General features: G+C 62.4%; 19 protein-coding genes. 7 read left to right on the top strand and 12 right to left on the bottom strand.

Annotation, left to right across the window (positions count from 1 at the left end):
- The first annotated feature begins 4 nt into the window (after positions 1-4).
- From KU43P_RS02405 to KU43P_RS02390, 4 genes are all read left to right on the top strand, one after another.
- Positions 5-337, top strand: coding sequence for a multidrug efflux SMR transporter (locus KU43P_RS02405; RefSeq protein ID WP_317660901.1), 333 nt, complete (start codon positions 5-7; stop codon positions 335-337).
- Between the two features lie 153 nt (positions 338-490).
- Positions 491-1,666 (top strand): NAD(P)/FAD-dependent oxidoreductase, encoded by a 1,176-nt coding sequence (locus KU43P_RS02400; protein WP_317660900.1) that lies wholly within the window; start codon positions 491-493, stop codon positions 1,664-1,666.
- Positions 1,663-2,475, top strand: a complete 813-nt coding sequence (locus KU43P_RS02395; protein ID WP_317660899.1) for an aldo/keto reductase — start codon at positions 1,663-1,665, stop codon at positions 2,473-2,475. Before KU43P_RS02400 ends, KU43P_RS02395 begins: the two co-directional genes overlap by 4 nt.
- A 52-nt stretch (positions 2,476-2,527) precedes the next feature.
- The gene (locus tag KU43P_RS02390) at positions 2,528-3,496 is read left to right on the top strand and encodes a metal ABC transporter ATPase (protein WP_317660898.1); all 969 of its coding nucleotides are present in this window, start codon (positions 2,528-2,530) and stop codon (positions 3,494-3,496) included.
- A 120-nt stretch (positions 3,497-3,616) separates the two neighbouring features.
- Here KU43P_RS02390 and hldE read toward each other — a convergent pair whose 3' ends face one another.
- The 3 genes from hldE to KU43P_RS02375 form a co-directional block, all read right to left on the bottom strand.
- On the bottom strand, positions 3,617-5,038 hold the full coding sequence (hldE, locus tag KU43P_RS02385; protein ID WP_317660897.1) for a bifunctional D-glycero-beta-D-manno-heptose-7-phosphate kinase/D-glycero-beta-D-manno-heptose 1-phosphate adenylyltransferase HldE: 1,422 nt from the start codon (positions 5,036-5,038) through the stop codon (positions 3,617-3,619).
- Positions 5,039-5,167: 129 nt separating this feature from the next.
- Entirely contained in the window at positions 5,168-6,976 is a 1,809-nt protein-coding gene (gene msbA, locus KU43P_RS02380) for a lipid A export permease/ATP-binding protein MsbA (RefSeq protein WP_317660896.1), read from the bottom strand.
- Between the two features lie 15 nt (positions 6,977-6,991).
- Positions 6,992-8,167 (bottom strand): O-antigen ligase family protein, encoded by a 1,176-nt coding sequence (locus KU43P_RS02375; protein WP_317660894.1) that lies wholly within the window; start codon positions 8,165-8,167, stop codon positions 6,992-6,994.
- Positions 8,168-8,268: 101 nt separating this feature from the next.
- On the opposite strand from KU43P_RS02375, the gene KU43P_RS02370 reads away from it, so the two are divergent.
- Entirely contained in the window at positions 8,269-8,874 is a 606-nt protein-coding gene (locus KU43P_RS02370; protein WP_317660893.1) for a toluene tolerance protein, read from the top strand.
- Positions 8,875-8,877: 3 nt separating this feature from the next.
- Here the strand turns inward: KU43P_RS02370 and KU43P_RS02365 are convergent, their stop codons facing one another.
- The 8 genes from KU43P_RS02365 to KU43P_RS02330 all read right to left on the bottom strand — a co-directional run bounded on the left by KU43P_RS02365 (position 8,878) and on the right by KU43P_RS02330 (position 18,065).
- Complete coding sequence (locus KU43P_RS02365) at positions 8,878-9,969, bottom strand: glycosyltransferase (RefSeq protein ID WP_317660892.1); 1,092 nt, start codon at positions 9,967-9,969, stop codon at positions 8,878-8,880.
- Between the two features lie 45 nt (positions 9,970-10,014).
- Entirely contained in the window at positions 10,015-10,788 is a 774-nt protein-coding gene (locus tag KU43P_RS02360) for a glycosyltransferase family 2 protein (protein WP_317660891.1), read from the bottom strand.
- Between the two features lie 67 nt (positions 10,789-10,855).
- Entirely contained in the window at positions 10,856-11,812 is a 957-nt protein-coding gene (locus KU43P_RS02355) for a glycosyltransferase (protein WP_317660890.1), read from the bottom strand.
- 46 nt (positions 11,813-11,858) lie between these two features.
- A complete protein-coding gene (locus KU43P_RS02350) occupies positions 11,859-13,262 on the bottom strand; it encodes a PIG-L family deacetylase (RefSeq protein ID WP_317660889.1) in 1,404 nt (467 codons plus the stop codon).
- Positions 13,259-14,155, bottom strand: a complete 897-nt coding sequence (locus tag KU43P_RS02345; RefSeq protein ID WP_317660888.1) for an antimicrobial resistance protein Mig-14 — start codon at positions 14,153-14,155, stop codon at positions 13,259-13,261. Before KU43P_RS02345 ends, KU43P_RS02350 begins: the two co-directional genes overlap by 4 nt.
- Positions 14,155-15,285 (bottom strand): glycosyltransferase, encoded by a 1,131-nt coding sequence (locus KU43P_RS02340; protein WP_317660887.1) that lies wholly within the window; start codon positions 15,283-15,285, stop codon positions 14,155-14,157. Before KU43P_RS02340 ends, KU43P_RS02345 begins: the two co-directional genes overlap by 1 nt.
- A complete protein-coding gene (locus KU43P_RS02335; protein WP_317660885.1) occupies positions 15,269-17,026 on the bottom strand; it encodes a carbamoyltransferase in 1,758 nt (585 codons plus the stop codon). The genes KU43P_RS02340 and KU43P_RS02335 overlap by 17 nt, the downstream gene beginning before the upstream one ends.
- Before the next feature lie 202 nt (positions 17,027-17,228).
- Entirely contained in the window at positions 17,229-18,065 is an 837-nt protein-coding gene (locus KU43P_RS02330; protein ID WP_317660884.1) for a 23S rRNA (adenine(2030)-N(6))-methyltransferase RlmJ, read from the bottom strand.
- 150 nt (positions 18,066-18,215) lie between these two features.
- Here KU43P_RS02330 and KU43P_RS02325 point away from each other — a divergent pair, with 150 nt between their 5' ends.
- Positions 18,216-18,482 (top strand): hypothetical protein, encoded by a 267-nt coding sequence (locus KU43P_RS02325; protein WP_317660883.1) that lies wholly within the window; start codon positions 18,216-18,218, stop codon positions 18,480-18,482.
- Between the two features lie 47 nt (positions 18,483-18,529).
- On the opposite strand, the gene putP is transcribed toward KU43P_RS02325, so the two are convergent.
- Entirely contained in the window at positions 18,530-20,008 is a 1,479-nt protein-coding gene (putP, locus tag KU43P_RS02320) for a sodium/proline symporter PutP (protein ID WP_317660882.1), read from the bottom strand.
- 73 nt (positions 20,009-20,081) lie between these two features.
- Here putP and KU43P_RS02315 point away from each other — a divergent pair, with 73 nt between their 5' ends.
- Positions 20,082-20,216, top strand: coding sequence for a hypothetical protein (locus tag KU43P_RS02315; protein ID WP_317660880.1), 135 nt, complete (start codon positions 20,082-20,084; stop codon positions 20,214-20,216).
- The last annotated feature ends 119 nt before the right edge of the window (positions 20,217-20,335 follow it).

The raw sequence follows: 20,335 nt of genomic DNA, 5'->3' as shown, positions 1-20,335 counted from the left end.
CACCATGAACGCCTACACCTACCTCGCCATCGCCATCTGCGCCGAAGTCATCGCCACCGCCTCCATGAAGGCGGTCAAGGGCCTGAGCACGCCACTGCCGTTGCTGCTGATGGTGGTGGGCTATGGCATCGCGTTCTGGATGCTGACCCTGGTGGTGCGCAGCATTCCGGTGGGCATCGCCTATGCGCTCTGGTCGGGGCTGGGCATCGTATTGATCAGCGTGGCGGCCCTGGTGATCTATGGGCAGAAGCTGGATGTACCGGCGATGCTGGGCATGGCAATGATCGTCGCCGGGGTGGTGGTGATTCAGCTGTTCTCGAAGACTGCCGGGCATTGATGTTCGCCAGGAAGGGCCAATCGCCGGCAAGCCGGCGATAGCGTACCGCCCCAGGGCCTGCGCTGTACCTGTGGGAGCCGGCTTGCCGGCGATAGGGCCGTCGCGGGGATAGCCTGTATACTTGCCAGCTGTCCCAGTCTTCGAGGTACCGCCATGCCAACCGCCATTTCCACTGACGTGCTGATCGTCGGCGCCGGAGTCGCAGGCCTTTGGCTCAATGCCCGGCTGCGTCACCTGGGCTATTCCACCGTACTGGTGGAACGCGCCAGCCTCGGCGGCGAGCAGACCATCAAGTCCCAGGGCATCATCCACGGTGGTACCAAGTACGCCCTGCACGGCGCGCTGACCGGCGCCTCGGAGGCCATCGCCGACATGCCGCGCCGCTGGCGCGAAGCCATCGACGGCAGTGGCGAGCTGGACCTTACCCGCACCCGCCTGCTTTCCGATGCCCACTACCTGTGGTCGCCGGGCACGCTGGCCGGCAACCTCACCAGCTTCTTCGCCAGCAAGGCCGTGCGCACCCGGGTCGAACAGGTCAAGGGTGAACAACTGCCGCCAGCCCTGCAGGACCGCGCCTTCAAGGGCAAGGTGTATCGCCTGTCCGAACTGGTCATCGACGTGCCCAGCCTGCTGGCCAACCTGGCGGAACTTGCCGGCGACAGCCTGCTGGCCGGCCAGCGCATCGAGCCCCTGCGAGAAGGCGACGAACTGGTCGGCCTGCGTGTCGACGACCGTGAGATCCGCGCCCAGCGCATCGTGCTGAGTGCAGGCGCCGGTACCGAGGACCTGCTGCACGCCCTAGGCTTGCACCAACCGGCCATGCAAACCCGCCCTCTGCACATGGTCATGGCCAAGGGCGCCAACCTGAAACCGCTCTACGCGCACTGCCTGGGCGGCGGGCCGAAGCCGCGGGTCACGGTCACCACCCACCCGGCAGCGGACGGTCAATGGGTGTGGTACCTGGGCGGTGACCTTGCCGAAGCCGACGGGGTGGCTCGCGAACCTGCGGCACAGATTGCCGCCGCGCAAAAGGAAATCGCCCACCTGCTGCCATGGGTCGACCAGAGCCAGGTGCGCTGGGCCACCCTGCGGGTCGACCGCGCCGAACCTGCGCAGTCCGGCCTGGTTCGCCCGGACAACGCCTTCCTCGCCGATCAGCAACGCGTGCTGGTGGGCTGGCCGACCAAGCTGGCACTGGCACCCGATTTCAGTGACCGGGTCATCAGCCACCTGGAGCGCGACGGTATCCGCCCGCAGGCGCATGCCGATCTCTCCGACCTGCCCCGCCCACCGCTCGGCATCCCGGCCTGGGAGCAACTGCTGCCATGACCCTGCCGACCCTGCACGACGTCCACCGCCCACTTGGCAGCACCGGTTTCAAGGTCTCCCCCCTGGGCCTGGGCACCGTCAAGCTCGGCCGCGACCAGGGCGTAAAGTACCCCACCGGCTTCACCATTCCCGGCGATGACGAAGCCCGCCTGCTGCTGGCGCAGGCGCGTGAGCTCGGCATCAACCTGATCGATACCGCGCCGGCCTATGGCCGCAGCGAGGAACGCCTGGGCCCGCTGCTGCGGGGCCAGCGCGATGAATGGGTGATCGTCAGCAAGGTCGGTGAGGAGTTCGAGGACGGCCTGTCGCACTTCGACTTCAGCGCCGCACATACCCGCCGCTCCGTCGAGCGCAGCTTGCAACGACTGGAAACCGACCGCATCGAGCTGGTGCTGGTGCATTCCGATGGCAACGACCTGGCGATCCTCGAGCAGGAAGAGGTCTACCAGACCCTCGCCGCGCTCAAGCAGGAAGGCAAGATCCTTGGCTACGGCCTGTCCGGCAAGACCGTGGCCGGTGGCCTGAAGGCACTGGAGCAGGGCGATTGCGCCATGGTCACCTATAACCTCAACGAGCAGGCGGAACGCCCGGTGCTGGACTACGCTGCCGAACACGGCAAGGCGATTCTGGTGAAGAAGGCCCTGGCCAGTGGGCATATCTGCCTGGCGCCTGGGGTCGATCCGGTTCAGGCCAGCTTCGAGCTGCTGTTCTCACACCCGGGCGTGAGCAGTGCTATCGTCGGCACCATCAATCCGTTGCACCTGGCCCACAACGTGGCCACCGTCGCCCGTATCCTGGGCCAGCATTGAGTTGTCCCCACCCCTAGGGCCAGGAGACTGGACCGACGCAAGGAGGAGCCTCGTGCCGCGTACGCTGATCCGCAAGAACCCGAGCAACTTCAAGACACTGCCTCTGCATGTCGAAGCCACCGCCGAAGGCCTGGTCTACCAGAGCATCGGCATGCCGTTGAACTTTGCCCAGACCCAGCAGCGGCGTCGGGCGATCCAGTTACCCGACAACCAGCGCTTCGTGGTGGAACTGGCCAACCTGGGTGTTTCGGTGCGCTTGACCTTGCACTGGCAGCAGCGCGACTACTGGGTGCTGGTACGGCAACGTCGCCAGGACCGCGGCGACGTGGTGCTCAAGCTGATTTCTGGCTACGTACCCGCCCAGGAGCTGAACCTGCCGCTGCATACCGCCGTTCAGGAAGTGGCCGAGGAATGCCTGCTGGAAACCCCGGAAGGCTGGCTGGGCGGGCGTTTCAACGACACCTGGCTGCCAGCCCCCTATGCGGCGGCCCTGCATTACCGGGAGGCATTGCCTGTCGTGCTGACGCCGCAGTCGGGGGCTGCGCGGCCCGTGCATTGCGGCAACCTGATGCTGCTGGAGCGGCCACGGGCCTACGTGCACCTGCCTACTGCCTCGTTGCAGCTGATCTACGACATGCGCCTGCAAGTGCCCAGGGAAGCGAAGAAGCTGAGCCTGTTCCACGTCGATGAACGCCTCGAGGGCGGCCAACTGGTGGCCCGCCTCAACCGCAAGCGACCCGACCTGTACCTGATGCCACTGCAGGACGGTCAGCCCTTGGCGGAGCTGTACACGCTGAAGAAAGACGAGCTGGTGCCGGCGAGCACCCGCGGGCTGTACCTGGCCGAGAGTTTTGCCCGGCAGAGCGGCTGGGTGGTTTCGGAGGAGCGCATTCGCTGGAAGGACTGGGTGAAGCAGCAGGGGCTGGTGGAGCGCAAGGCTGAACCGGGTTCGCACTTGCAGCGTTTCGGTGACAAGGCGCGGGCGTTGCTCGAACGGGCGCGAACCTCACTTCACAAGTGACGCGGGGCTGCGTTGCAGCCCTATCGCCGGCAAGCCGGCTCCCACAAGGTTCGGCAGCGCTGCATAAACCCTGTGGGAGTCGGCTCGCCGGCGATGGGCCGCAAGGCGGCCCCATGCACATCAGTTCTTGCGGATCTTCTCGACAATCGCCGTGGTCGAGCTGTTCTCGACCAGACCCAGCACCTTCACCGTACCGCCGTAAGCGCGGACGATATCGGCACCCACCACCTGGTCGATGCCATAGTCACCGCCCTTGACCAGTACGTCCGGCTTGACCTGGCTCAGCAGGTTCTCCGGGGTACCTTCCGGGAAGCTGATCACCCAGTCCACCGCACCCAGGCCAGCCAGCACGGCCATGCGCCGGTCGACGCTGTTGATCGGCCGGCCCGGGCCCTTCAGGCGACTGACGGAAGCATCGTCGTTGACCGCGACGATCAACCGATCACCCTGGGCACGCGCCTGCTCCAGGTAAGTCACATGGCCAGCATGCAGGATGTCGAAGCAGCCGTTGGTGAACACGATTTTCTCGTTGTGCGCACGCGCGTCGTCGATGGCCAGCAGCAGTTGCTCCAGGCCCAGTACGCCACGCTCGGAACCTTCCTCGCGCTGGATGGCACGGCGCAGTTCAGGCGCGCTGATGGCTGCAGTACCCAGCTTGCCGACCACGATGCCCGCAGCCAGATTGGCCAGGGCTACCGCGTGCGGCAGGTCTTCACCTGCCGCGATGGCCGCCGCCAGGGTGGAAATCACGGTATCGCCGGCACCCGTCACATCGAATACTTCACGGGCACGGGCTGGCAGGTGCAGCGCCGGTTGGCCGACGCGCAGCAGGGTCATGCCATGCTCGCCACGGGTTACCAGCAATGCTCCAAGGTCCAAGTCCTGCAGCAGCTGCAGGCCCTTGGCGACCAGTTCGGCCTCATCGGCACAGCGGCCGACGATGGTTTCGAATTCGCTGAGGTTCGGGGTGATCAGGCTCGCGCCACGGTAGATGGAAAAATCCTTGCCCTTGGGGTCGGCCAGCACTGGAATGCCCTTGGCGCGAGCGGCCTGGATCAGGCTTTGGTGATTCTTCAGCGCGCCCTTGCCGTAGTCGGACAGCACCAGCACCTTGACCCCTTCGAGCAGGCCGTCGACCTCCGCGCCGAGCGACAGCGGGTCGGTAGCGAAGGGCTCTTCAAAATCGATGCGCAGCAATTGCTGATGGCGGCTCATGACCCGCAGCTTGACGATGGTCGGCTGGTGGGCAATGCGCTGGAACACCGAGCGCACACCGGCGGCATGCAAGCTGTTGGCTAGGCTGTCGGCGGCTTCATCCTGGCCGGTAACACCGATCAGCGAAGCCGGCGCGCCCAGGGCGGCGATGTTCAAGGCAACGTTGGCCGCGCCGCCGGGGCGATCTTCTATCTGATCGACCTTGACCACCGGTACCGGCGCTTCCGGCGAAATACGCGAAGTACCGCCATGCCAGTAGCGGTCGAGCATGACATCGCCGACCACCAGTACCGGGGCTTGATCGAAACGCGGCATGGACAACTTCATGGGCAACCCATATGAAAATAATGAACAGGGGCAGGATATTAGCACAGGGTAGACGAGGGCTTTACGGCCAGATCGGGCCCTGGAAAATTCCCGTGACAATCAGGGCCCGAAGGCCCCGATCGAGGTGGGTCAGGTGATGTCGGCCTTGGTTGGCTCGTCCAGACCCATGGCGTGCAGGCGGGCATAATGGCCATTGGCTGCCAGCAGCTCGGCGTGGGTGCCGCGCTCCACCAGGCGGCCCTGATCCATCACCAGGATCAAGTCGGCCTTCTCGATGGTCGACAGACGGTGAGCGATCACCAGCGTGGTACGGCCTTGCATCACGTGGTCCAGGGCTGCCTGGATATGGCGCTCGGACTCGGTGTCCAGCGCCGAAGTTGCCTCGTCGAGGATCAGCAGCGGCGAGTTCTTCAGCAAGGCCCGGGCTATTGCCAGACGCTGGCGCTGGCCACCGGAAAGCAGCACGCCGTTCTCGCCCACCTCGGTATCGAAGCCTTTCGGCAGCCTGTCGACGAACTCCTTGGCATAGGCATCGGCCGCCGCCGCCTCGATGTCCGCACGCGGTGCGCCGGCAAGGTCGCCATAGGCGATGTTGTTGGCCACCGTGTCATTGAACAGGGTGACATGCTGGGTTACCTGGGACACGTGCTTGCGCAGGTTGCGCAGGCGGTAGTCCTCGATCTCCACGCCATCGAGCAGGATCTGCCCCTTGGTATGGTGGTAGAAGCGCGGAATCAGCGCCGCCAGGGTCGATTTGCCGCTACCGGAGCGGCCGACCAGGGCGATCATCTGCCCAGGTTCGGCGACGAAACTGATGTCGCTCAGCACCTCGCGCTCGGTGTTCGGGTAGGTAAAGCTCAGATCGCGCACCTCGAGACGGCCTTGCACGCGCTCCTTCTCGACCGTGCCGGTATCGACCTCGGGTTCCTCGTCCAGTTGCTCGAAGATGCTCTCGGCGCCGGCCAGGCCCTTCTGGATGGTCGAACTGACTTCAGAAAGCTGGCGGATCGGCTTGGGCAGCAGGCCCGCCGCAGTGATGTAGGCCACCAGGTCACCCGCGGTGGACTCGCCGCGCAGGAACAGCACGAGGAACATAAGCGCCGCCATGGCGCTGTAGATCACAAGCTGCAGCATCGGCGTGTACAGCGAGCCGGTCTTGGTCATGCGCAGCTGCTTGTCGGTGTTGCTTTGGCTTGCGCGACTGAAACGCTGCTCTTCGTAGGCCTCGCCGCCGAAGCTGCGGACCACGCGATAACCCTGGATGGTTTCGGACGCGACATGGGTCACGTCCCCCATCGCCACCTGGATCTTCTTGCTCTGCTTGCGGAATTTCTTGCTGGCAACGCTCACCATCACTGCAATCACCGGCAGGATGGCGACCATCACCAGGGTCAGGTGCCAGTTCATCCACAGCAGGTAGGCGAACAGGAACACCACCGTCAGGCCTTCGCGAATCACTACCTTGATCGCATCGGTAGCCGCACCGGTAACCATGGTCACGTTGAAGGTGATGCGCGAAATCAGGTGCCCGGAGTTGTGGTTGTCGAAGTAGCGGTTGGGCAGTACCAGCAGCTTATTGAACAACTCGACGCGCAGGTCGTGTACCAGGCACAGGGAAACCTTGGCCAGGAAATAGTTACCCAGGAACGACCCCAACCCCTGCCAGGCGGCAATCAGGATGATCAGTAGCGGCACCGCCTGCAGCAATTGCAGGTCGCGCAGGTACGGTACGTTGGGGAACAACACCGCTTCCGGGTTGCTCAGGCCATCGACGAAGTACTTGAGAATCCCGGCCAGCATGGGCTGGGTCGAGGCAAAGATCACGAAACCGATGATGCTCAGCAGGAAAATGCCGACATAAGGTTTCACGTAGCTCAGCAGCCGGAAGTAGATCTTCAGGCTGGAGGTGTGCTCCGCCGGTCGCGGTGTTTCGGCCATCATCGAGCTCGCTGTTCAGGTTGAACCGGAAATTTTACCACAGGCGCCCTTTTCGGCACGCCCCCAGGGCAACAACATGGCCAGACCGACCGTCAGCCAGCTGACGAACCACTCGGCGCGCGGCGTCCCGCTCAGGCTGGCGGCATCGAACTGCATCGCCATGGTGGAGTAGACCCACAGCGCGAGGAGGATCTTGCCCAGCACGGTATGCCGAGCGCGAACGATCTCGCCCAGGGTGAACAACCAGACAGCGATCCACAACAGCATCCCAGGCAGGCCTAGCTCGATCGCCACATGGGTAAACATGTTGTGAGAGTGGTCGAATAGCCGGCCCGCCACGTTTACTTCGTACTCGGCGCCCAAGCCCAGCCCTGTCCATGGGCGCTCTGCGATCATCTGTAGCACCACCTGGAAAATTTCCGGCCGATGCGAAGCGCCGCGATGAGTGATGACGTCGTAGACCAAATAAAAGGCAAAGCTGGTGGCAAGCATGGCCAGAACCGCAATCAATCGGCTATGGCGGTCACGGAACCACAGCGGTGCGAGCACTACGGTGATGAGTAACGCCAACCCGGCCCCCCGGCTTTGGCTTAGCATGACGAACGCACCCAGGCAGGCGAGAGCCAGCACCCAGCCAAGCTGGGCGGCCCGCTGGTGAGGCACCTGATAAAGCAGCAATAGCACTGCCGCGCCCACCACATAAGCGCCGAGAATCGGGTGGGAAATCTCTCCAATGCCTTCCAGTCGGAACAACAACGGATGGCCCTGAACGCCGTAGAACCTGACGATAGAGATCAGCGCAGCAAGGGCCAGCAGGCCACCACCGATCTGCAACAAATGACGGATGCGCGCAAGGCCAGCCTGAGCCAGTAATGGAAACGCCAGCAGGAACACGAGGATATATACCAGGCGTTTGACTTCACGCCCGGGCTCCGCTGCAGTCGACCATACCAACGTCAGCCCTGACCACACCATCAACAGCAGCAGCGCGCCCCATAACGCTGGCTGCCGCCGCCATGCGTCCATGAACACTGCGCGTGCGGACCACGTGAAGATCAACGTAGGCAGCCAGAAAAACACTATCAGACCTTGCTGATAAATCTTGTTACTTGGCGCCAATGCAATCGCCGCCACGAACCAGACCAGGCCAAATCCCAACCATGCCCGCGCCCAGTTTTTTTCGTACAACATCCATTCCCCCGGTCAATCAAAAGACACCATCATGGTGCTACCGCATTATTTTCGGCATTATTGCCGGTCATTTTTGTTCGCCAGACGACAAGGCTCAACTCATGCAATGCTCCCGGCTCAACCAGGTCGACTTCGATCAGCTGACACTTGGCGCCCAGGTGATAGAGGCAGACAGCCATGGCGCCAAAGTCTACCTGCTCAAGGATGGTAATTTCCTCAAGGTTTTTCGTCGCAAGCGTCTGATTTCATCTGCGCTGCTGCGCCCGTACTCACAGCGCTTCGTCGACAATGCCGAACGCCTTGCGCAATTGGGCATCCCCACGCTGCAGGTGATCAGCCAGCACAAGCTCGACTTGCCCGGGCGTACGGCGGTGCTGTACCGCCCGCTTCCTGGGCGTACGCTGCTGCAGATGTCTCGCGATGCCGACTTCAGCTGGGGCACCTACCTGCCCCGCCTGATCGAGCTGATACGCCAGTTGCATCGCAGCGGTATCTACTTCCGCTCGCTGCATCTGGGCAATGTGGTGGTAACGCCTGACCAGCGCCTGGGGTTGATCGACGTGGCAGACATGCGTTTCCTGCGCCCGCCACTGTCTGCACGGATGATTCGGCGCAATGTGCAACACATGGTGCGCTACATCGAACGGGAAAAGCTCGGCGACCGCTTCCCCCTAGCCGACTTCGAGGCCGCCCTGCTGGCGCGCTGAATTTCAGCCGCGCAGCAGGCTCGCCGAACCATTCTGGAAGGCCCGCCAGGCCGCCTCTGGAGCCAATGCCTGGCGCTGCCGGGCGGCAAGGGCGGCCGCGCAACGTTCATCGCTGTGCGCTATTGCTTGGGCCCAGGCATCCAGATCGCCGACCGGCAGGTAACAACCCGCACCTTCTAGTTGTTCGTGAAATACCGGCAAGTCACTGCAGATGACTGGCACATCGGCCATAACGGCCTCCTGCACCACAAGACCCAGGCCCTCGGCACGTGACGGCACCAGCAGCCAGTCGAACGCGCAATAGAGCTGACGCAAGTCATCGCGGTAACCACACAGGTGAACCCGATCGCGCAGGCCGAGTGCATCGATCCGCACCTGCAAGGCTGCGCGCAACGGGCCGTCACCGATGATCGCCAGATGCATGTCTGGTTGCAGGGCAGAGCCTTTTGCAAATGCTTCGATCAACATCTCGAAACCCTTGCTCTCAACCAACCGGCCGACGGCACCTATCACCTTTCCATCGTTTGACGGCAAGCCCAGCGCTTGTCGCGCTTGCTCGCGGCTCATCAAGGACAGGCGGAAGGTTTCTGGCTCCAGGGCCATACGCAACGTCTGAACTGGCCGGCCGAGATCCTGCTCCAGCGATTGCGCGAGTGTATGCGAAACCGCCGCGATGCTCAGGCGGTCGGCAGGTAACGCCCCCAACAGGCGTATGTCACTGGCGTTCAAACGCGTGCGCCCATGGAACAGCACCTTTGCGCGCACCCCGGGAACCTGCTCAAGCAACGGCAGCACCAGACGAGCGACGCCGATACCATCCAGCAGCAACACGTCGACCTGCGCCTCGGCCAGCGCCTTGCGCAGGCGCATGCGCAACCATGGGCGCAACAGGCGCCACAGATGCCGCCCTTTCAGCGCTCGCTGCGGCATGTGCCATTCACGTGTGGAACCGAGCGCACAGCACAGACCACTGCCCAACAGCAGCCAATTACTGATGCGGGCATCGGCACCGGCGTTGGACAACACTTGCCGGTGAACCTGGTGGATGGACATGTAGGGCGAACCGCCTGCCCACATCATATTGACGATGTTCATGGGGTTAGTGCCCCTCTCCCGTTCAAGCCAGGTGGGACAACGATGTCAGTGAACAAGAAAAGATATTCCAATGCCTACCACGGCACCCACAACCAGCGTCAATGCCAGCTTCATCCGATCCCTCTGGCGCCGTTTGGCCTTGCGCTGAACCTCTTCGGGCAAGGTTACGTGGCTGCCAAATCCCGTGTGCAACACTGCATCACCCTCCAGCGTCACCGCTGTCAGATTTAACTCAGCATAGCGCCGGGAAAGCGCCTTCTCACCAGAATAGGCTGCAAATGGCGCGCAGCGCTGATAATCACTCAGGCGACGCAATCCCGGGTTCAGCGAAAACGCCTGCCATTCGGCTTTCTCCGACAGCAGTGGATAGCATGGCACCCCAGCGATTATCTGGCGATCGCCCAGATGGATATAGGGGCTGTGGATAGCCAGGTCATGGGCATAACTGCGCAACCAGACCTGCAACAGATCGGGGCGTTCTGCCAGCACCGATCGGGAATCTTCCACGAACCCCTGCCGATAGAATTGCCAATCGTCTTCGCAATGGAAGATGTAGGGCGTCTTGACGCGGCCGTAGGCCAGGTCGATGGACGGCAATTGCCCAAGCTTGGGGCGGTTGACGAATACCGTGCAGTACGGTTTCCAATGCTCGGGCACGGCGCCATGCACCGCATCGTCCCCCGAGTCCTCGGTTATGAACACTTCACGTACAGGCGCGGTGTTAAAACGATCGAAACTCTCAAGGGTGTCCTTGAGCAAGTCGAATCGACCGCAGCTGGTCACGACAAGCGTGACATCACTTTCTTCAGAAAAGCGCACCGGACTCCCTCCGCGTTGCGACAGTCAACTTCCCGTTCCCGCTCCGTGAGCACGAAAGTTCTTTTAGTTAAAAACCCAACTTCAAGCGCAACCGCTGCCATGCGGACAGAGGTGGATGCGGCCTCAGTGCCGGGCGCATGTGGTCGACGATGCTACGACCAACTTCAGCAAAACTGAAACGGGAAACTGCCAAATGGCGCCCGTTTTCAGCAATTTGCCGCGCCAGCGCAGGATCGTCGCGCAACGAGTTCAGCTTCGCCTGCAATGTGGGAATGCTGTCGTAGAGCACCACGTTGTGCATGTCCTTCAGGCCCAGCGCGCGGTTCTCCTCCTCACCCTGGTCGAATGCCAGCAGCACGCAGCCGCAGGCCATGGCTTCGAAGTTCTTGATCATGTACTCGCCCATGCCGACGTCGGCACTGACGAAGAACCGGATACGGTTGAGGGTGTTGCAGTAGTCTTCACCCGACTTGGTGCGGGTCACCACCAGGTTTTCCACCCGCCCCAACTCGTCCAGCAGCGCCTTGCGCCCGCTGTAGGCGACACTGTTGGTACTGCCGACAAAGGCCAGTTCAATATCGCGTTCCCGGCCCTGGTCGTTGAGTAGCTGTTCATCGTAGCCCTTGGGCACGAAAACCGCGTCGAAGCCCTCTTGGCGCAGTCGCTCGCTGACCATGTAGCCGGAGCTGATGACCCGTGCCCACGGCAGCTTGCGGTAGTGGGCGCTGAACTTGCCGGTGTACTTGCAGGGGATGTAGTTCTGGTAGGCGTCATGCTCGAGAATGACCAGGTTCGGCACCGTACGGATGAACGCGACCTGGCGGATCTCCTGCTTGAAACGCAGAAAAAAAACGATGCGGTCATAGCGTTCGACCTGCACTTCACGCTTGAAATAGCGGCGCAGGTTGCGCTGGTCTTCGCTGGTCAACCAGCGCAAATCGCACTCGCAGTTGGCCGCGACGCCGTCGTACAGGCGATCGAGGATGGCCCGCTGTTCCTTCTGCACCAGAAATAGGACTTTCATTGCTTTCCTTGGGCGCTCTGCGCCTTCGCGGTCAACCATGGGCGTATTACAGATCACGGCGCCAGAACAGTTCATGGCGGCGCACGGCCTTGCGGAAGAATTCGTTCTCCCCATAAGGCGATGGGCGGCGCCCGGCCAGCCAGCGCTGCAGTACGCGGCGCAGGCGGCGCTTGAACGGTGCCCGGGGCTGCAGATCATGCATCATGCCCAGGGCCATGGCCTTGTCGCGCTGGGCCGGCAGGTCCAGCATGAGGGTACAAGGTGCCCAGGCCTGGTCAGCGCTCATTTGCGGCGGAAGGGCCACGCCATCACCGCTGTCACCCATGGGCCAACGGTCGTTGTCATGCAGATGGTTGGCGTAGCACAACAGGGTTTGCGGCTGCCATTGCAGGCCTTGCAGGGCTTCCAGCACGGCGGCCTGGGCACAGATATGGTCGGGATGAGGATCGAGCTGAGGGTGCGGCATGACCAGCACCTCAGGCTTGGCCATTTCCAGCAGCGCGCGCAGGTCGGCCAGCAGATTGCGCCAGGTCGGCGCCCCATCTGCATCACCAGGCAATGGGAACGGGTTGAACTGGCGGAATGGGCGGGTATCGGCCATATCGGCTTCACGGGAGGCCGCAGGGGTATCCGGCGCGGCCTGCATCGCGGGCAGTTGCAGGCAGAAATAGCCCAACTGCAGACAACGCGATTCAGGAACGCCGCCCCAGCGTGGCACGGCAATGCTGTCCCATGCGCGCAAGCGACCTTTCAGACGGGCAGCCTCCGTCTTGGCCAAACCCATCTGTTGATAGTGCTCTGCTTCGATTTCGCCAGCAGTCAGGGTAACCACCCAAGTTTCGTCCGCTTGGCTATACAGGCCGTAAGCAGCCAATTCGGCGTCATCGGCATGGGGAGCGATGACCATGACGCGGCGGCGTTGCAGCTCGACACTGGGCGTTACCCACAGGCGTGGCTCGCCCAGCAGACGGCAATGGCGACCGCGCATGCGCAGGGTACCTGCCTGCAGCGGCGCGGCCAGCCCGGTCAGATTGAGAAAGCGCAGGCCGTCTACGCCCCGCTCGAACGTCTGGCGGTCGCTGGACGGATCAGCCCTAAGCTCGACACGCGGGTCGAGAAAACGCCCCAACCAACTACTTTTCACCCGAACTTCGAGGACCAGGGTTTCATCACCCTGCAATACCGTGTCGGCCTTCAGCAGCCCATCACGCCAGGTGACCGCACCTTCGCGGGTGTGCTCGCCAAAACGGTAGGCGTAGTCTTCGTTCGGCGCATAGAACAGGTGGTCGGCGAACCAGGCCTCGTGCGCCGCCCAAAGCAAGGGCAGCAGCAACAGCGGTAGCCACCACCAGGCAAAGACACCGAGGCACACCAGCACGACCAGCGCGACCAACAAACCCAGGCGCTTGTTGCGTCGGTGGCGCTTGAGCAACGCCTGCTTGCGACTCACGCCTGGAACACCGGGACTGGGTTGCACCAACGGTCCTTGTACTCGCGGTCGGCTCGACCGAACGAGAAGCGCAGCGGCTTGTTGCGCGCGCGGGCATCCTCCCAGGCAGCCTGGGTATTGAGGAAGCTCAGCACGCTACCGGGGCTGAACGCCTTGGTTTCAGGGTCGACGCCACCATTGACGTACTCGACGCTGATCCACTCCGGCGCCTCGACCCGGTACACCAGCTGGATAGCGATTGGCTTGTCTTCGAGCATCAACACCGAGCCGATCAGCAATTCGCGCAAGCGCTCGATCACCTCGGCCATGCGCTCGGCACCTGTGGCCGGGAAGTTCCAGCGCCGCTGGAACAGGTCAAGGTACATGGCCGCGATCTCGCACGCATTGAAGTCACTGATCGGGCGAACCACGCCACCCGCCTCTTCCAGCAGGCGCAATTCGCGGCGCTGGTTGTAGCGGAATTTTTTCGACAGGTCTTCAGGGGCTCTGGCCATGGCCAACTGTTCCTTCTGCGCCTTGAGGCCAGTGAAGCGCCCCTGGTTCAGTTCGGACAGATAGCGCCCGGCATGGCGCAAGGGCGCAGCAGCATCGGCGGCGGCCGGCAGGAGAATCTCGGCATTGCCCAGATCGAACAAGCCCTTCTTGCCAGCGCGCTTGAGCACCTCCTTGGACAGCGCCAGGTGGCGCCCCCAGGCAGGAAGGGCCGCCTTCAGTTCACCCGCCTGATGCCAGCCCAGGTAGCGCACGGGAATCTGCGCAAGCTCGGCAAGCTGCTCGATCACCAGCGGATGCGTCGCGACACTGCCGCCAAAACGCGCCCAGGCCTCGGCGTAAGCGGCGCCGTCGATGACCTGCCAACCGCGCTCGCGGAAGGCTTGGATATGATTGAGCATCACGCCTGAGCCACCAAGGCACGCACCTGTGGCAGTTGCCAGAAGGCCTCGCGCACTGCCTGATCGGAGAATCGCTGCTGCAGACGTTGCAGCATGTGCGTCGCACAGGCCTCGCGCTGCCGTGCATCCAGTTCGGCCATGTGCTTGAGACCCTGAGCCAACTGGCCTGCATCACCAAGCGGGAACAGCATGCCGACGCCCTCGACCACTTCGCGCGCACCACCGCAGGCGGTGGCCAGTACCGGCACGCCGGCGACCATGGCTTCGAGCAGGACCATGCCAAACGGCTCATGATCGGAACTCAGGGCAAATACGTCGAACGCCTGGAAATAGCGCCGCGCATCAGGCACCTGGCCAAGGAAATCGACCTGCCCGGCGATACCCAACTCCGCAGCCTGGGCCTTGAGCGTGTCTTCCAGCCGGCCCTTGCCAAGGATCGCCAAGCGCGCGCCAGCGGGAAGCGTCGGGAGCGCCTGGGCAAAGCCATGCAGCAAGGTGGCCTGGTCCTTGTCCGGGTGCAGCCGCCCGACGTTACCGACCACCCAGGCCCGCGCATCAAGCCCCAAGGCCTCACGCGCTTTGGCGCGAGGCACCAGCGCCGCTTGCAGAGCCTGAATATCGATGCGGTTGTACAGGGTCTGGATGCGTTCGGCAGGCCACTGCGGCAAGCAGCGGCGCATGTCGTCACGCACCGCGTCGGATACACCGAGCAGGCTCAAGCGTTTGCTGAACAGGTTGGCAAACAGCCGCCGCCCCTTGCGCTCGTAGTCGCCGAAGGCATGGTGCACGCCGATCACCGGCAGGCCGGTGCCCAGCAATGCGACATAGATCGGCTTGAAGCGGTGGGCGATGCAGAAACTGAAATTGCGCTCGGCCGCGATCCGTCGCAAGGCGCGGATGGCGCCGAGCTTCAAGCCGCGCACGGCCCTGGAGCTGAATTCGAGAAACAGCACCTCGTCCGACGCGCAGCCGGCCGCGACCTGCGGGTCGCTGGCGCCGGTGAGGAACACCGTGGTGACCTTGTAGCCGCTGCCCTGGAACAGGCTGGCGTATTGACGGGCGCAGTCGAGGAACGGCCCGTCATAGCCATGGCAGAACTGCAGGATGCGCGGTTCAGAGCGGCTGGTCATACGAGGCCGCGCCGTCCTTCACGACCAGGATGTCTTCCATGATCAGGTATTGCAGGTCCGAGCCGAAGAACATGTTCAGAGCATCGGTCGGCGAGCAGATCATCGGCTCACCGCGGCGGTTGAGCGAGGTGTTCAGCGAAACGCCGTTGCCGGTCAGGTCTTCCAGCGCCTTCATCATGTCGTAATAACGCGGGTTGTACTCGCGCTTGAGCACCTGAGCACGCGAAGTACCATCTTCGTGAACCACTTCGGGTACACGCGTCTTCCACTCTTCAGCCACTTCGAAGGTGAACGTCATGAACGGCGCCGGGTGATCGACCTTGATCATCTGCGGGGCGACAGTGTCGAGCATCGACGGGCAGAAAGGCCTCCAGCGCTCGCGGAACTTGATCTGATGGTTGATGCGGTCGGCCACGCCCTCGACACTCGGGCAGCCGATGATCGAACGACCGCCCAGGGCACGCGGGCCGAACTCCATGCGGCCCTGGAACCAGGCCACCGGGTTGCCGTCGACCATGATCTTGGCGATCTGTTGCGGCATATTGTCGAGCTTGCGCCACTTCGGCTGGTTCGGGTGACGGGCACAGGCGGCGATCACGTCCTCGTTGGAGTACGACGGGCCGAGGTAGACGTGCTCCATCTTCTCGACCGGCACGCCGCGGGCGTGGGAAACGTAGGCTGCTGCACCGACTGCGGTACCGGCGTCGCCGGAGGCCGGCTGGACGAACAGTTCCTTCACATCGGGACGCGCGATGATCTTCTGGTTCAGCTTGACGTTCAGCGCGCAGCCGCCAGCAAAGGCCAGCTTGCCGGTTTCACGCAGGGTGTCGCCCAGGTAGTGGTCGATCATCTGCAGCGCCAGCTTCTCGAACAGCGCCTGCATGCTGGCCGCATAGTGGATGTACGGCTCGTCGGCGATATCGCCTTCGCGCTTGGGGCCCAGCCATTCGATCAGTTTCGGCGAGAAGTAGAAGCCCTTGCCCTTCTCTTTATAACGGCGCAGACCAATTACGTTGGCGTATTCGGTGTTGATCACCAGTTCGCCGTTCTCGAAGCTGGCCAGGCGCGAGAAGTCATACTTGCTGGCATCGCCGTATGGCGCCATGCCCATGACCTTGAACTCGCCGTCGAGCATCTCGAAACCTAGGAATTCGGTGATCGCGCCGTACAGGCCGCCCAACGAATCCGGGTCGAAGAACTCCTTGATCTTGTGGATCTTGCCGTTCTCGCCGTAGCCGAAGAAAGTCGTGGCGTACTCGCCCTTGCCATCGATACCGAGAATCGCGGTCTTCTCTTTGAAGCCCGAGCAGTGGTAGGCGCTGGAAGCGTGGGCCAAGTGGTGCTCGACGGGCTCGATCTTGACCTTTTTCGGGTCGAAGCCGAGTTGTTCCAAGCACCAGACGATCTTCTTGCGGTAGCGCTTGTAGCGACGGTTGCCCATCAGGATGGCGTCAAGGGCGCGATCCGGGGCATACCAGTAACGCTTGGCATAGTGCCAGCGGGCCTTGCCGAACAGGCTGATCGGCGCGAACGGGATGGCGACCACGTCGACATCGGACGGTTTGATGCCAGCCTGTTCCAGGCAGAACTTCGCCGACTCGTAGGGCATGCGGTTCTTCGCATGCTTGTCACGCACGAAGCGCTCTTCTTCGGCGGCGGCAATCAGCTTGCCGTCGATGTACAGGGCCGCGGAAGGGTCATGGCTAAGGGCGCCGGACAGGCCAAGAATCGTCAATGCCAAGGGTTTAGCCTCTTCATTCGGTAGAGATGCGCCAGCGGCCTCGTGGGCGGGTGGCGGCTAAAGGGCGAGATTATAACGCAAACAATTCCAACTGACCCTATCGCCGGCAAGCCGGCTCCCACAGCTAGGGCACAGCCTTCGAGGCTTGTGGTGTACTTGTGGGAGCCGGCTTGCCGGCGATAGGGCCAGTGCAGGCAACCACTTACTCAGCGATCAGCCAATCCATCCGGTAGCTGCCCGCTGTTTGTGCCAGCTCCTTGGCCAGCCACGGCAGCAGCTCCTTGAGCTCATCCTCCAGCCCCCATGGCGGGTTGGCGATGGCCAGGCCCGAGCCATTGAGGCCTTGCGGGCTGTCCTGGTGATGCACGTAGAGCTCCACACGCAGCAGCTTGGGCGCGCCGGTGCTGGTCAGATCCTGGTAGTAACGGGTCAGCGAGCGCTGATCCTTGATCGGGTACCAGATGGCCGCGACGGTCTGGCGCATGCGGCCGATCGCCTCCTTCATCGCGGTGGTGCAGCGCTTGAGCTCATCAGCCTGTTCGAAGGGTGGATCGATCAACATGATCGCGCGCTTTTCCGGTACAGGCAGCAGCGCTCGTGGCACATGCCAGCCCTCACCCAGATGGACCACCACACGAGGGTCCTTCTTCATGTTCTCCTTGAGCAGCGGGCCGTCTTCAGGGTGCTTCTCATTGAGCAGGGCGCGGTCTTGCTGACGCATCAGGCGGCGGGCCAACTCGGGCGAACCGGGGTAATAACGCAGCTCGCCATCAGCATTGAGGCGCTTGATGATGCGCAGGTAATCGGCAGCCATGGCCGGCAGGTCATCACGGTTCCACAGGCGTGCGACACCTTCCAGGTATTCACCGGTACGGGTCGCCTGGTCGCCTTGCAGGTCATACAGACCGAGGCCGGCGTGAGTGTCGATGTAGGCGAACGGCTGCTCCTTGCGCGACATCAAGGCAATGAGGCGAGTCAGCACGATGTGCTTGAGGACGTCGGCGTGGTTGCCGGCGTGGAAGGCGTGACGATAGTTCATGGCAACTCCTGCGGGGGCAGCAAGTTTACCTTGTCACGAAGAAGACGTCAGGTACGGCAGTCGACAGTCATGGTATGGGACAAATTCCGGATACCTTGAACCACCCGACGCATTGACACTCGTGCCTCCACTCAACCAGGAGCACATGCAATGAAAGCTTCCATCCAGCTGGACAAGAACGGAACCACAGCCAGGCTTCACGGAACCCTGGGCATCATCAACATCCCCTACAGCGCCATTCTGGAACTGACCAGGCCAACTGGCCTGACCCATGAACTGGTAGTGCCTTCCTCCGGCAATGAAACCTGGGAAGTCACCCTGGAAGACTGCACCCCGGGAAACTATGACGCCCTGATCCGCCCAAGGGAAGGCAAGGCGTTCGAAGCAACCCGTCTGAAATTCGGGATCACGCTGTAACTTCGGCATACGGCCGGCAGCAGACCCTGCCGCCGGCTCGCAAGGCATCACTTGTCGGCGTGATACGCCGCATCAGCCGTCTCGAAGCGCTGCACCATCGCTTGCGACGGGCTGCCCAGCTTGCTCACCACCACGATAGCGATACTGGCAAACAGGAAGCCCGGGATGATTTCGTACAGCCCGAGGGTGTCGAAGTTCTTCCACAGGATCACCGTCAGCGCACCCACCACGATACCGGCCAGCGCGCCGTTGCGGGTCATGCCCTTCCACAGCAACGAAATCAGCACCACCGGACCGAAGGCGGCACCGAAGCCGGCCCAGGCGTAAGCCACTAGGCCCAGCACGCGGTTTTCCGGATTGGCAGCCATGGCGATGGCGATCAGGGCCACGGCCAGCACCATCAGGCGACCGACCCAGACCAGCTCACCCTGGGAAGCGTTCTTGCGCAGGAAGGCCTTGTAGAAGTCCTCGGTCAGGGCACTGGAGCAGACCAGCAGCTGGCAGCTCAGGGTGCTCATCACCGCCGCCAGGATGGCCGACAGCAGCACACCGGCAACCCACGGGTTGAACAGGATTTTTGCCAGCTCGATGAACACACGCTCGTGGTTCTCGGTGACCGGGCCCGCCAACTCGGGGTGCGCCGAGAAGTAGGCGATACCGAAGAAGCCCACGGCACAGGTACCGGCCAGGCACAGGATCATCCAGGTCATGGAGATGCGACGGGCCTTGGCGATCGACTTGACGGAATCCGCGGCCATGAAGCGCGCCAGAATGTGTGGCTGGCCGAAGTAGCCCAGGCCCCAACCCATCAACGAGATGATGCCGATGAAGGTCGCACCCTTGAACATGTCGAAGTTGGCAGGGTTCTGCGCTTCGATGGCGAGGAAGGTGGTGTCGATACCCCCAGTGGAGATCAGCACGATGATCGGCGTGAGGATCAGCGCGAAGATCATCAGCGAGGCTTGCACGGTGTCGGTCCAGCTGACCGCCAGGAAACCACCGATGAAGGTGTAGGCGATGGTCGCCGCAGCACCTGCCCACAGCGCGGTTTCGTAAGACATGCCGAAGGTGCTCTCGAACAGACGGGCACCGGCAACGATGCCGGAAGCGCAATAAATGGTGAAGAACACCAGGATGACGATGGCCGAGATGATCCGCAGCAGGCCGCTGGCGTCTTCGAAGCGGCTGGAGAAGTAGTCCGGCAGGGTTAGCGCATCACCGTTGTGCTCGGTCTGCACGCGCAGGCGGCCGGCGACGAACAGCCAGTTCAGGTAGGCACCGACGGTCAGGCCGATGGCGATCCAGGCTTCGGACAGGCCGGAGAAGTAGATGGCGCCCGGCAGGCCCATCAGCAGCCAGCCACTCATGTCGGAGGCACCGGCGGAAAGCGCGGTGACCACGCTCCCTAGGCTGCGCCCGCCGAGGATGTAGTCGGAAAGGTTGTTGGTGGAGCGATAGGCGGCGAAGCCGATCAGCACCATTGCCGCGATGTAGATCACGAAAGTGATCGTTAGTGGATTGCCCATGCGTGTGCCCTGGCGTTTGTTTTTATCTCATGCGCACCCGTAGCAAGACGGTTGCACCCAGGCGGCGAATCCTATGCAACAACGCAAAGCAGGTGCAACCATTTTTCATTTGCAAGTTGCACCCGGCCGTGCTTTTTCAGAACTCATGCCTTTTTTGCTCCCTTTTGGAGCAAAAACTGCAGTTTTCATAAGAAAACGCATCGAATAAGCACGCATTTATCCAGTGAGGAATTTCGCCAGACGAGTTGCACCTTTTGTAGACAAAAAACGGGTTGCACCTGGTTGCACCCGAATTGTCCTACAGATACTCTTGACACTAGCTTAGGC

It is taken from the genome of Pseudomonas sp. KU43P (assembly GCF_033095865.1).
In the GTDB taxonomy this organism is placed as follows: Bacteria; Pseudomonadota; Gammaproteobacteria; order Pseudomonadales; family Pseudomonadaceae; genus Aquipseudomonas.
The sequence above is the reverse complement of the archived record's forward strand: the minus strand, read 5'-3'. Positions and strand labels throughout refer to the sequence as shown.

Bases quoted from the DNA above. Each gene is read 5' to 3' on its own strand.
- KU43P_RS02405 (WP_317660901.1), top strand. From the start codon at position 5: ATGAACGCCTACACCTACCTCGCCATCGCCATCTGCGCCGAAGTCATC.
- KU43P_RS02400 (WP_317660900.1), top strand. From the start codon at position 491: ATGCCAACCGCCATTTCCACTGACGTGCTGATCGTCGGCGCCGGAGTC.
- KU43P_RS02395 (WP_317660899.1), top strand. From the start codon at position 1,663: ATGACCCTGCCGACCCTGCACGACGTCCACCGCCCACTTGGCAGCACC.
- hldE (WP_317660897.1), bottom strand. From the start codon at position 5,038: ATGAAGTTGTCCATGCCGCGTTTCGATCAAGCCCCGGTACTGGTGGTC.
- msbA (WP_317660896.1), bottom strand. From the start codon at position 6,976: ATGGCCGAAACACCGCGACCGGCGGAGCACACCTCCAGCCTGAAGATC.
- KU43P_RS02375 (WP_317660894.1), bottom strand. From the start codon at position 8,167: ATGTTGTACGAAAAAAACTGGGCGCGGGCATGGTTGGGATTTGGCCTG.
- KU43P_RS02370 (WP_317660893.1), top strand. From the start codon at position 8,269: ATGCAATGCTCCCGGCTCAACCAGGTCGACTTCGATCAGCTGACACTT.
- KU43P_RS02365 (WP_317660892.1), bottom strand. From the start codon at position 9,969: ATGAACATCGTCAATATGATGTGGGCAGGCGGTTCGCCCTACATGTCC.
- KU43P_RS02355 (WP_317660890.1), bottom strand. From the start codon at position 11,812: ATGAAAGTCCTATTTCTGGTGCAGAAGGAACAGCGGGCCATCCTCGAT.
- KU43P_RS02345 (WP_317660888.1), bottom strand. From the start codon at position 14,155: ATGCTCAATCATATCCAAGCCTTCCGCGAGCGCGGTTGGCAGGTCATC.
- KU43P_RS02340 (WP_317660887.1), bottom strand. From the start codon at position 15,285: ATGACCAGCCGCTCTGAACCGCGCATCCTGCAGTTCTGCCATGGCTAT.
- KU43P_RS02330 (WP_317660884.1), bottom strand. From the start codon at position 18,065: ATGAACTATCGTCACGCCTTCCACGCCGGCAACCACGCCGACGTCCTC.
- KU43P_RS02325 (WP_317660883.1), top strand. From the start codon at position 18,216: ATGAAAGCTTCCATCCAGCTGGACAAGAACGGAACCACAGCCAGGCTT.
- putP (WP_317660882.1), bottom strand. From the start codon at position 20,008: ATGGGCAATCCACTAACGATCACTTTCGTGATCTACATCGCGGCAATG.
- KU43P_RS02315 (WP_317660880.1), top strand. From the start codon at position 20,082: ATGCAACAACGCAAAGCAGGTGCAACCATTTTTCATTTGCAAGTTGCA.